Origin of the sequence: Pseudomonas sp. AD21 (assembly GCF_002878485.1) — a bacterium.
GTDB lineage: Bacteria > Pseudomonadota > Gammaproteobacteria > Pseudomonadales > Pseudomonadaceae > Aquipseudomonas.
In genome coordinates this window covers 1-12,095 of record NZ_NQYG01000066.1, presented here as the reverse complement: position 1 = coordinate 12,095, position 12,095 = coordinate 1, and the positions used below count along the sequence as shown (strand labels likewise).

The 12,095-nt window shown below is 56.9% G+C and carries 7 protein-coding genes; all 7 read right to left on the bottom strand.

Annotated features, from left to right (window positions below):
* Positions 1-34 precede the first annotated feature (34 nt).
* The 7 genes from sbnA to PseAD21_RS25175 all read right to left on the bottom strand — a co-directional run bounded on the left by sbnA (position 35) and on the right by PseAD21_RS25175 (position 11,775).
* Positions 35-988, bottom strand: coding sequence for a 2,3-diaminopropionate biosynthesis protein SbnA (gene sbnA, locus PseAD21_RS25205; RefSeq protein WP_102358502.1), 954 nt, complete (start codon positions 986-988; stop codon positions 35-37).
* Positions 945-7,055: a non-ribosomal peptide synthetase gene (locus PseAD21_RS25200; RefSeq protein WP_158242610.1), complete on the bottom strand. Its 6,111-nt coding sequence runs from the start codon at positions 7,053-7,055 to the stop codon at positions 945-947. The genes sbnA and PseAD21_RS25200 overlap by 44 nt, the downstream gene beginning before the upstream one ends.
* A gap of 32 nt (positions 7,056-7,087) precedes the next feature.
* A complete protein-coding gene (locus PseAD21_RS25195) occupies positions 7,088-7,870 on the bottom strand; it encodes an ABC transporter permease (RefSeq protein ID WP_102358500.1) in 783 nt (260 codons plus the stop codon).
* The gene (locus PseAD21_RS25190; protein ID WP_102358499.1) at positions 7,870-8,661 is read right to left on the bottom strand and encodes an ABC-2 family transporter protein; all 792 of its coding nucleotides are present in this window, start codon (positions 8,659-8,661) and stop codon (positions 7,870-7,872) included. The genes PseAD21_RS25195 and PseAD21_RS25190 overlap by 1 nt, the downstream gene beginning before the upstream one ends.
* Positions 8,658-9,659, bottom strand: a complete 1,002-nt coding sequence (locus PseAD21_RS25185; protein WP_256588261.1) for an ATP-binding cassette domain-containing protein — start codon at positions 9,657-9,659, stop codon at positions 8,658-8,660. Before PseAD21_RS25185 ends, PseAD21_RS25190 begins: the two co-directional genes overlap by 4 nt.
* A gap of 474 nt (positions 9,660-10,133) precedes the next feature.
* A complete protein-coding gene (locus PseAD21_RS25180; RefSeq protein WP_102358497.1) occupies positions 10,134-10,388 on the bottom strand; it encodes a hypothetical protein in 255 nt (84 codons plus the stop codon).
* A gap of 157 nt (positions 10,389-10,545) precedes the next feature.
* On the bottom strand, positions 10,546-11,775 hold the full coding sequence (locus PseAD21_RS25175) for an MFS transporter (RefSeq protein WP_102358496.1): 1,230 nt from the start codon (positions 11,773-11,775) through the stop codon (positions 10,546-10,548).
* Positions 11,776-12,095 lie beyond the last annotated feature (320 nt).

The window sequence follows — 12,095 nt, the reverse complement described above, 5'->3', positions numbered from 1 at the left end:
TCTGAGAAAACATCAACCAACGTACCGCCGAGACTCAACCCACCATCGAGTGTTGATACATCTGGCTGCCAAAGTTGGCGTCACACCACTGATCCGAATAGATCGTTTCGAGATACCGCTCGCCCATATCGGGACTGATCACAACAACTTCGTCGCCCGCCGGAATCTGTTTCCACAGCCGCTTGAGCGCCACCAGCACGGTTCCCGTGGAGCCACCGAGCAGCAGACCGTAGTCCAGCGCAACACTGCGACACATGCGGATCGTCTCGACCTCATCGACAAATTCGATATGCTCGACCAGTTCCCGGTCGAGAATCTCCGGACGCCGACTCGTTCCCAGACCCGGAATCAAGCGCTTCCTGGGCACCTCCTGAAAGTTGATCGAACCCACGGTATCGACGGCAATCAGTTTTACGTCCGGCGCTTTTTCACGCAGATAGCGCGCGCAGCCAATAAGCGTCCCAGTGGTGCCAGCACCGACAAACAGCCATTTACAGTTGGGACGCTGCTGCAGGATTTCCGGCGCAGTCCTGTTGTAGTGCGCCAGCGGATTGGCCGGGTTGGCGTACTGGTTGGTCCAGAAATACCTCGGATCCTGACGGATCATTTCCTGAATCAGCGCAATGCGCGCCCCGAGAAAACCACCATTGCGGTCGCGGGTGTCACAGACAATGACTTCGGCACCATAAGCCTTCATCAGGTTGACACTGACCTGGTTGACGTTGGGATCGGTAATGCAGGTAAACGGATAACCGCGCTGCGCACAGATCATCGATAACGCAACACCTAGGTTTCCCGAACTGGACTCGATGACTTTTCGCCCGGGCGAAAGTAGCCCCAGGCGCTCGCTTTCTTCAATCAGCGAGATAGCGGTCTTGAGCTTTATCGACCCGGCCGGATTCAACCCTTCTATCTTCAGATAGACCGGCACATCGCCAATAAAGTTATCCAGCTTGTGATACTGATTCGCACTGTAAGTTTGCATCATGCTCAAGGTATCCATTTCCAAGAGAAGATATTCGACGCGCGTGGAAAACAATCCGTTGTTGAAGATCGGCCATTTGCGCAACGCAGAATTTTTCGGGGTTGAAGTTGAGTTCGATCAGAAAATCATCTGCTGGAACCAGACCGAGAACCAAAGGGAACTCTGACTTCTCGAACCACTGCAGATTACTGAGCCGGTAGCGATCACTGACCGGCAAGTTGTCCTGAAGCTCGAAGTTCTCGACCACCAGAACGGTATTGAACAAATCCTCCAGGCCAAGTCCGGCGGCATTTCGCAAATGACTCATCGAGACATGTCCTTCGTCCTGCAGCGCTGCACTGCTGCGTTGCAACTGCCGAAGGGCCTCGGCGGAGAACGGCGCCTGTACATCGACCTTGCACGGGACGATTGAAGTCATCAGTCCGATGATGTCTTGCGACCCCTCAAGATCGACAGGCCGCCCCGAAATCGCCCAGCCGAATACCGGTGTGAGGCTTGCGGTATTCTCTGCCAGGATCTGCCCCCAGATACGCTGGAAGAGAACCGCAACGGTCACCCCCAGTCCGGTGCAGAATCGCTCGATGCCTCCCGACAGGTCGCGCCCGAGTCTGAATCGGTAGACGTTGTCATCCGCACGCGAGGACGCCTGATAGGCCACCGGGCTGGTGAAGAGACTTGGGCTCACGCCCGCCAGATAATGTCGCCAGAACGGACGCTTTTCCCGCTCGTGCTGATTGGCCAGCCACTCGATGTAATCGCGATAGACCGGGCCGAAAACCGGCTCGGGTTGAACGTCGCGGATCATCTGGTCGTAGATGGCAAACAGTTCTTTGATGACTTTGGCCACACACCAGCCATCCAGAAGGATGTGATGGTAGGTCCAGATCAACTTGTGCGCCTGCGCCCCATTGGACAGCAGCGTGAAGCGGGTCAGCGCGGGTGTCGCCAGATCAAAGATTCGTGAACGATCGTCGTGCATCAGGCGTTCATACTGCGTCGGCTCATCGCTGTGCGCGATGATCTGCCAGCTGCAATTTGCGTTCTGCAACACATACTGCACCGGCCCCGCTACCGCATCCCAGAAAAACCCAGTGCGCAGGATCGGATGGCGCCCGGCCAGCAATTGCCACGCGGCCTCAAGCACGCCGCTGTCGACTTCACCGTTGATGTCCATGACGTATTGCAGCGTATAGGTGTCGTCATCGCTCATCAGGTGCTGGAACAGAATCCCCTCTTGCGTCGGCGACAAGGGATAGATATCCACCGGCATGACTCCGGTGCCGGCAATCAACGACTGCAACTCATCGTCAGTCAGATCGACATCCGGATAGTCGCCGGGTACACGGACCACGGCGCCTGCCGTGCAATGTCCGATGATTTGCTCAAGTGCATCGACGTAATGCATCGCAAGATTCTCGGCCTCCTGCGGGGACAGGATCCCGTCGTCGTAATACCAGTCGATTTCAAATCGACCCTGGGCGATCCGTGCCTCGATCTCCAGCGCATGCTGGCGTCCGTTACGCGGATCCACCGATACCTGATCGACGAGGCTCAAGACCTGGGCAGATGGCATCGACACATCAGGATCGTCAAACGACACGTTGTCCCACTGCCCGAGATAGTTGAACTGCACCATGGGTTCGGCAGCAGGAATCACCCGGGACTCATTGCACAGATAACGCAGCAGTCCATACCCGACTCCCCGTTGCGGGATATCCGCAAGAGTACGTTTGGTCGCCTGGATCAGACTTCCGAGCCCCTCTTGAGGATCATGCAGGCACACCGGGAACACCGACGTGAACCAGCCTACCGTGCGGGATACGTCGACGCCTTCCAGGATGCTTTCACGACCATGTCCTTCGAGGTTGATCGCAATGTCCGGACGCGCCTGCCAGACGGAAAACGCCCGCACCAGCGCCGAGATCAGGATGTCATTGATACGGGTGTTGTACGCTGCAGGCACCTCGCGGATCAGCGCGCTGGTCGCCGCGACGTTCAGCCCCCGGGACAGTATTGCTGTACGTCCCGACGGCCGCCGGTTCAGGTCAAACGGTCTCGCGACGGGGAGCGTCTCGATGACCCGTGACCAGTACGCAGTCTGCGCCAGAACGTCGCTCTTGAAGGCCTGCCCGTCACTCGCCAGTTGCTGCGCCCAGCCGCGAAAGGAGGTGACCTGCGCAGGAAGCGCAGTGCCTGCAAAGAGATGCAGATAATCCTCGACAAGGATGCGCAGGGACACCGCATCGACCACCAGGTGATGCGCCACCAGAACAAGCAGATTGGCTTCGGGATCCGGCGTGCAGAACAGCACCGCGCGAAACAGATCGCCCTGCTCGAGGTCGAGACCGGACAGGGACTCATCCAGCACGGCCCGGATCTGCTCCAGCGATTGATCGATCGGTGCAGCCAGTTGCACTGTCTTGCAACTCGACTGCGCGTCGACGGGAATGTCAGGAATGGTCTGGGCGTATCCTTCGTCGACCTTGAACTGCGCGCTCAGTAACGGATAGCGCTGCAGTGTCTTGCGAGTCGCCATGACCAAGGTATCGGCTGCAACGGTACGGTGAATCTCGATCGCCGTGCCAAGGCACCAATGGTCAGCGTTGACCAGTTGCTGTTCGGCGAACCAGCGTTGCACAGGCACGAGCGCGGTTGCGCCGGTCGGCGGATGGACTTCCCCGTTGCCGACGCTGTGAAGCGGTCGCACTGCCTGGGCGATTTCGGCCAGCGATCGACTGGCAAAGATGCGATCAAGATCAATCGTCATCCCCTCGCTTCTCAGACGGGCAATGAGTTGCAACGCGCTGATCGAGTCTCCACCCGAAGAGAAGAAGTTCTGCTGCAGGCTAATCGTGTCATTGCCGATGATCGCACGGGTGGCCGTCAGCACTACCGTGTCGAAAGGTGTGTGCTGCGAGGAGGCCGGGGGCAGATCTTTCGCAACCGACGTTTCATACCCGGTCACGGGCTCGCCTTTCCAGCTCAGCCACTCCTGCAGAGGGCGCTGAGCTTCACAGATGTACGTCAGCGCACTCAGGAAATGTTCACACAGCGCCTCTGCCCGCGCCAGGGAGACATGCTCGGGATCGCGAATGAAATCCACAGTGATTGCATCGCCGCTGCTGAGGACTTCAACAGCAAATGCAAACTCGGTGAGGTCAGTCACCTGCGTGAGCTCGACCGTGACGCCGGGGACCTCGAGTGCAGCCCAGTCTGCCAGCGTCTCGACATTCAGCACCGTATCAAAAGCGCCATTGGTAAAACGCGAGCGTGTGCTGAGCAACGTCTCGTTCATCGATATCGATTCAAAACACAGCAACTCGGCGATGCGTCTGCTGACGGCCTGCAGGCTGACCTCCGGACTTTGCGCCGGCGCCAGTGCCAGGGGAATCGGCAAGGTATTGGCGTACATCCCGACATCATCCAGGCCAACCCCGGTGTCGGCGCGGCCCGAGACGATCATTCCGAATAACTGGTGCCGTCTGCCGTTCACGGCATTGAGCGCCATGCCCCAAGCCGTTGCCGCGACAGAGGCAATGGTGACCCCGGCACGCCCACACAGACGCACGATGGCCTGCTCAAGCGTCGCGGGCAGACGCCTTTCGATGAGCTGATGTTCCACCGGTTTCAAGGACGGCTCGGCCAGCTTGTCAGCTACGCAGACCGGCACATGGAAAGGCTCGAGGAGCTCTGACCATAGCTGCTGGTCCTGCGGTTTCAGGTGGAATTTTTCCTGATCGGCGATGTAGCTTGAAAACGCATCCGGCAGCGCAGGCGCCCCCGAGAATACTTCGCTCATCAGCGCGAAGATCGAAGCACCATCAAGCACGAGATGGTGCGCACCGAGAACAAACTGATAATCGTTGCCCCCCAGGTGGAACAGATGCAATCGATAAAGCGCAGGCTGATCCAGCTCGAAACCTGTCTGTTTGTCCTGAATGAGGAAGTCCTCGATATGCTTGCGCTGTTGCACTGGATCGAGGTGCAGAAGACTGGTTCGGGACCATCTCAGTGGTGCGTCTTCGGCAACGATACGCACCGGTTGACCCGACGGTGCCAGGACGAACGCACTGCGCAGCAACTCATGATGTTGATGAGCCTTGCGCCACCCTTCTTGCAACGCTGTGCCGTCATCGGGCAGCACCATGCGGAACGAAAACTGCAGAACGTAAGTCGTGCGATGACGGGTTCGCAGCGACTGGACGTAGATGCCCTTCTGCGCCGGCGACATCTGTTTGAACGATGAGGAATAACCCCCCGCCTGTTGCAGATCCTGCTGTTTGCCGCTGGCGCCGGCTGCGACGCCAGTCACCGCAGTTTGGGTTCTGGCCACCTTGAGCAGACCGAGTGTGGTCGGGTTCCGGAAGATGTCCCCCAGGGTAAAGGCATATCCCTGGGCCTTCGCCCGCGCAATGAACTGCAAGGCGAGAATCGAATCGGCACCTTGTTTGAAAAAGTCGTCGGTGGGTTGCAACGCCGGATTGCGCAGCAAATCGCGCCAGGTCTCGAGCAGCACCTGTCCGGCCCCGGTTGCCGTTGCTGCAACGTTCTGTGCGGCGTCTGGCACTCGTGTTTCATTAGCAGTGGCCGTGAGTTTTTTCTTGTCGATCTTGCCATTGGGTGTCTGGGGCAGAGACGACTGAATGCGGAACTCGGACGGGATCATGTGTTCCGGCAAGAGGCCGCGCAAGTCAAGACGCAGCGTGTCGGGATCGATTGCGGCGCCTTCCTGCTCGACGATGAAAGCCGTCAGAAAGGCTCGGGTATGCGAAGTGTTGAGAACCACGGCCGCCTGTTTGATGTAAGCCAGTCGCTGGATGCCGAATTCGACCTCGCTCAGTTCGATCCGGTGACCTCGCACCTTGACCTGATCATCGGTTCGACCGTGATAGTGAAAGACTCCCTCATCATCACAGCTGACGAGGTCGCCGGTCTTGTAGGCTCGCTGGCCGTCGACAATGACAAACGCCTTGGCGGTCAGGTCGGGGCGACCGATGTAGCCCAGCCCCACCGCAATCCCTTCGACATAGAGCTCCCCGACTTCACCCACGGGCAACGCCACCTGGTCAGCGTCACGCACCACCAGCCGGACACCCCGCACCGCCCGCCCGATCGGAATGGCGTGATCGGCAGAAGGCATGCGGGAGATAACCTGGTGGGTCACATCGTCACTGCACTCAGTCGGCCCATAGGCATTGACCAACGGCACATTAGGCTTGGTCGCCAACCAGCGCCGGGCAAGTGAAACGGGCAGCACTTCGCCCGTCGCGACGAGACAGCTCAACCGATCGAAGCGCGCATTCTGCGCATCCAGCGTAATCGCATCCAGAATGGCCAGCAGGTGGCTGGGCACCACCTGCAGAATATCGATTTCGTCGTGCACGATCCGCGCACCCAAACGATCCAGATCCAGAAACTCCGAACGGGTCAGAATTGCCGTACGTCCGGCGCAGATGAGCGGCGCGAGGAATTGCCAGACGGAAATATCGAAACTCTGTGGCGCTGTCTGCGCCACGCTGGGGGCCTTGTGCATCCCCAGGTCTTCGACTTTGGCCAGCAGGTGATTGAGCATTCCCGCGTGATGGACCATCGCCCCCTTGGGCATCCCCGTGGAGCCGGAGGTGAAGATCACATAAGCAAGACTGTCGCCCTTCAGTGCACAGCGCTCGTACGGCGCCCCGCCCTTGAGGTCTTCGAGCCGGGCCGGCATTGTCAGAAGACCAATACCGTCGAACATTAACCCGCTGTCGTGCTCCGCGATCAGCCACCGACAACCGCATTGCTCCAGCATATAGGCCCGGCGGTCCAGCGGCAGGGCGCGATCCAGTGGCAGATACGCGGCCCCAACCTTGAACAGGCCAATCATCGAAACCAGAAATCCGAGCCCCCGCTCCAGACCGATCGCGACAATATCGCCCGGCTTGACGGATGCCGCGCTCAGCCTGCGGGCGAAACCGTCGGATACCTCGTCAAGATCTTGATAGCTCAGGCTGTTGCAGCCATCCGAAGCCGCAATGGCGCCAGGCGCCCGCCGAACCTGGTCGGCGAATAAATCCAGAAAATTGTCCATATCATCCATGTCTTATGGTCTAAATTTCGGTGTCAGGCGCCTTCTCGAAGGTATTTCTTGACCCCCCAGTGCCAAAGCAATCGAGACAACAGCAAGAAGGCCAGGGTCGCCAGTACAGCACCCGCCAATGACCGCCCCGTCGTCATCCCCATCGCTGACTGCGCGGGCACTTCCATGATGAAAAAGACAGGTACTACGGTCATGATCACGACCTGGATCCACTCCGGGTACGCGCCGGACGGAAACCGTCCGGTTGTCAGAAACATAAACAGCAGGTGGGAAATATTGCCGGTCTTCTTGGTCCAGAACGCCAGACTGGCGATGCTGAACCAGACCGAATAAACCAGCGCACACGCCAGCACCATGAAGACGAAGAAAGCGCCGAGCGTCTGCAACGTCAGTTGCCCTTGCGCATGACTACCGCCCAGCATCAGGCCCAGCCCCAGCAGGACCCCGAAAATATGCCACAGGCGCAACTGCCCAAAGGCCAGAATGGTTTGAACATCAACCGGTTTGGACAAGTAAGTATCAATGGACTTGCTGATGATCAACTTCGAGGCAGCCTCGCAGTTGGGCAACACCACCATTTGTACAAAGGAGCGAATAAGGATAAATGCACCATACAACACAATCGATTGCTGTTTATTCCAACCACCAATTGTCTCGACATTTCCAAAGAAAATCTCAATCACAACATAAACGGACAATCCCAGTAGGGCCGTGTTCAACAGGCTGACAAAGACCGGAACACGATCTTTCATATTTGCCTGCAACCTTGCTGTCAGAAGCGCCTTGACTGCGCTCAGGGTCTTCATTACCCGAACACCGAATAACGTTTGACACCTTTGGCCCAGATAAAACGAGCCAACAAGGACAGTACGACGACCAGTACAATCTGAAACAGCAATCCGCTGACCAACTGCTCCCTTGTCAGCTCTCCCATGATGACCCTGATTGGAAAGCTAATAATATAGGGGAACGGCGACCACTCAAGTATCGACTGCATCCAGGCGGGATAAAGTGTCAAGGGTGCAAGCACGCCACCAAACAGTGTAAGCATGTAAGTCAACACCAGATCAAAGGCACTTGCCTGATCGGACCAAAACGCCGCCAGCCCACCAATAAAATAGAGCAGATAGTTTATGGCGAACCCAAGTACTACCCCGAGCAGTGCAGGGAGCAGATAGCTCAGGTGCAAGTATTGGCCCGCCTCGGAAAACAGAAATACTCCGGCCACCAGGAAAAATATGGGAATGACTCTGACCATCGCCGAAGCCATTTCACTCAGAAAGTAATAGAGAGCAATATTGAACGGTTTTAACAGGTGACTGCCGATATCACCCGAGTGAATATCGTTCTCTACTTCTTCAGCAGCCGTACTGGACACGATTTCGCCAACCAGAAACACCAGCGCAAAGTAAGCGGCAAACCTGGCCGGTGTAAAACCCTCCAGTGCCGCATCTTTTGCAATCCCCATCCAGATGACCATCATGAACAACGGCACCAAAGAGGCAAGCACCAATACGAACAGCTCTGCGCGGTGTGCAACTTTGCGGCGAATGGCCGTGCGTGCAACTCCGGCAACTTTCATGGCAAACCCGCTCACGCGACACACTCCCCGGGCGCACCCTTGACCTTGTGCCCCGAATCGACCTGCGAGGCCATGAACAGCTTCAACAGGGCTTCCTCGATCGGTGGATCGCCGATGGAAATGTCGATGACCGGCTGCTCAGCAAGTACCCGTGAACAAACGCCCACGACTTCGGCCGCTGGCACCAGCAGCTCATGCACAAAGCCGTCCGCCGAGCGCACCAGAGCATATCGGCCAAGTGCCGAGGCCATGACGCTTTCGGACATTTCCACGGTGATGATGCGGTGATCCGACATGCGCTTGCGTAATGACTCAAGGGTGTCATCGAAGGATATCTTGCCATCGGAAACGACAACGACTCGCTCACACAGGGCTTCAATATCCTGCATGTAATGCGACGTTAGCAGTACGCTCACATTGCGCTCGCGACTATAGTCCCGAATGAATGAACGAACTATCTTCTGCACGCCAACATCAAGCCCGATGGTCGGCTCGTCGAGAAAAAGCACTTTGGGATCATGAAGTAATGATGCGACCAGCTCACACTTCATTTTCTCGCCAAGCGACAGGGTTCGCACCGGCGCCCTGGCCAGTTTCGACACTTGAAGCAGTTCATCCAGATAACCATAGGTCTGTTTGAACTGCTCATCAGGTATTTCAAATATCTTCTGATTGAGCCGAAAAGTCTCCATGGCCGGCAAGTCCCAGATCAACTGTTGACGTTGCCCCATGATCAGCGAGATTGACTTGAGAAATTCCTTGCTGCGCAGTTGCGGGTTATAGCCCAGAACCGATAGTTGTCCGGCAGTCGGATAGAGCAACCCCGACAGCATTTTCAATGTTGTAGTTTTACCCGCACCATTGGGACCGAGAAAGCCGACAACTTCACCCTGCTTGACAGTAAATGAAATATCGTCGACGGCAGTTTTTTCGGAGGTCGTGGGAGATACAAGATTTTTCAGCCAGCCGAACGACCCTTCCGAGCGCTCTTTTATCCGATAAGTCTTGGACAAATTTCTTACACTAATACAATCCATTGCGTGCGAGACCTTGAAGAAAATGAGCTATCCATTGCGCATATCGTTTCAACGCCGGTTTGAATATCACGCACCGATCGACGTCGTCAAGAAACGTTATTACACATTTAAATTTTTAATTTCCGGCGCCAATTTACCGTTGCGCAATCAACCCCACTTGCAAGCGCCATAGCTTAATGAAATCACACTCGATAAAAGTAGCGCGCAACGCTCTAGTCCGCGCCTTTCTCTTTTTTCAGAGTTTGCCACTGGTTCAGAAATTAATCATTTGTGACGCCGGTGTCGAGCGCAAAACACACGGTCACGCAAAAGCAGAGTGAAGCTACAAATGAAGGGGAAAAGCCGTACAGAAAAATCCTGCACAGAAAAAATTCAGCCTGTGGATAACCAGCCCCTTCTCCTCCGATTGCGCATCAGTCGGGGAAGAAGGGATCTTCTTTTGCCGATGACTTACGACTGGCTGTCGCCATCGTCATCGTCGGTGTCTGGCTCGTCAGTGGTTGAATCATCATCGTCCTTGCTGCCACCCTGATCCTGATCACCTGGTTCCGATTCGGACTTGGCCAGCAGGATCACACCGCCGTGCCCATGCGGTGCATTAAAACCCTGCTGAGGGCTGGCGGTACTCGCCCAGGCTGCAGACGTACCCAGTGACAGCATCACCAAAACCTTAAGCAACAGCACAATGCGTTGAAAAATGCTCATAGCTGATTCCATCCTTTCGTGGTTGAAGCCTGGAGTGCCGATCCGGCGCTGAATGAAATCTAGTTCCGATCAGCCCGGTTCACCAGATAGGACGCTAACGAGCCCTCGGAAATGCCCCGGTTTGGCAGATCACTTGTGAATAATCGCTATAACCGAATCAGCTAAGCGAAGTAGCGCCTTTGCTGGCGGTCAGCGCTTTGGCCGGGGTCGATGAGCGCGTCGCGAGGTAGATCAGGGGCAAGGTCAACAGCGCCAGTGTCGCGCTCGCAAGCCATACGCTGTGCCCTCCAAAGTGCCCATACAACTGACCACTGAGCACTGGCGACAACAACGCACTCGCGCTCCAGCTCATGAAAAACAAACCAAAATACTGGCCGCTTTTGCCACCCTGCGCATGCTGCATGACCAGCACATTCATCGGCGGCATGAAAAAAGCTTCACCCAGTGTCCAGATCACCGTCGACAAACAGACGTAAAACAATCCTGAGCCAAAGGGCAACATTCCCAATCCGACGGCCAGCAACACACAACCCGCCAACAGTTGCCGACGTTGGCCCCAGCGCTCGCCCCAGTGCGTCAGTGGAATTTGCAGCGCCACTACCAGCATCGCGTTGAGCCCGAACTGCCAACCGATGGCCTCGGTGCTCAAGTGGTAGTAGTCGCGCAGATAGTTGCCCAGCGTGCTGTAAACCGTGTCGAAAGCCATCCCCAGCAATACTGCCGCACCCAGCAACCAGAGGAACGCCGTGTCGCGCAACGGCGCGCCGGTGCCTGCCTCGGCCACCTCATCGGGCTCGATTACCGCGCGGCGCCAGGTGGTACGCACAAACCAGAGCAACGCCAGCAGCGTCATCGCCGCACTGACGAAAAACACCCAACGAAAATCCGTCTGCGCCAACACCCCGCCGGCAATACCGGCAGCGGCCATCCCAAGGTTTCGCGCGACCCGGCTCAAGGCTTGGGCGCGAGAGCGCTGGGCAGGCTGGCAATACTCCATGATCAAGCGCTGGTGCAACGTACGGATCGCGCCATCGACGGTGCCGCTGAGCAACAGCAACCCGGCCAAGAGCGGCACCCGCGTCACCAGCCCCAGCAGGATCAACACCCACACGGAAACGAAAAACAGCGCCGCCGTCAGCCGCGCCGTCCGCACATGATCACTGAGCAGCCCACCGAGCATCGAACCGATCAACAGCCCGGCACCGTAAGCCGACAACAGCCAGCCAATGGTCTCGATCGCCAGCCCCAGCTCCTGGCGCAGATACAACGCCATGAACAACTTGACCATGCTGCTCAACCGATTGATGAACAGCAACGCCGCGAGCACCCAGGCCATCAGGCTGAAATAGCCGTTGGGGCGAAGCAGATGGATGAGGTTGCGCGTCATTCCATTGACCTCTCAATAGCGACTGCGTGGACCTGGAACACTAACGGTCAGCGATCCGGTTGTCGCGCTCAAGAACATCGTAACCACAAAAAACAGAGCCGCCCTACACCCCCTGTAGGAACTGCCGCAGGTTGAAATCTTTTGACGTAGCTGTTTCAGATCAAAAGATCGCAGCCTGCGGCCGCTCAATTCGATTGAGTGCTCTCAGTTAGAAAATGGTCGGCTGTCAGGTCGCTTTCGCGAGCAGGCTCACTCCCACAATTGGATTGAGTGTGTTCAGTTGGGGATTGGTCGGCTCGTAGGCCGCCATCGCGAGCAGG

What these genes read in the sequence shown, in the direction of transcription:
- sbnA (WP_102358502.1), bottom strand. Translation starts at nt 988, where the DNA reads ATGATGCAAACTTACAGTGCGAATCAGTATCACAAGCTGGATAACTTT.
- PseAD21_RS25195 (WP_102358500.1), bottom strand. Translation starts at nt 7,870, where the DNA reads ATGAAGACCCTGAGCGCAGTCAAGGCGCTTCTGACAGCAAGGTTGCAG.
- PseAD21_RS25180 (WP_102358497.1), bottom strand. Translation starts at nt 10,388, where the DNA reads ATGAGCATTTTTCAACGCATTGTGCTGTTGCTTAAGGTTTTGGTGATG.
- PseAD21_RS25200 (WP_158242610.1), bottom strand. Translation starts at nt 7,055, where the DNA reads ATGGACAATTTTCTGGATTTATTCGCCGACCAGGTTCGGCGGGCGCCT.
- PseAD21_RS25175 (WP_102358496.1), bottom strand. Translation starts at nt 11,775, where the DNA reads ATGACGCGCAACCTCATCCATCTGCTTCGCCCCAACGGCTATTTCAGC.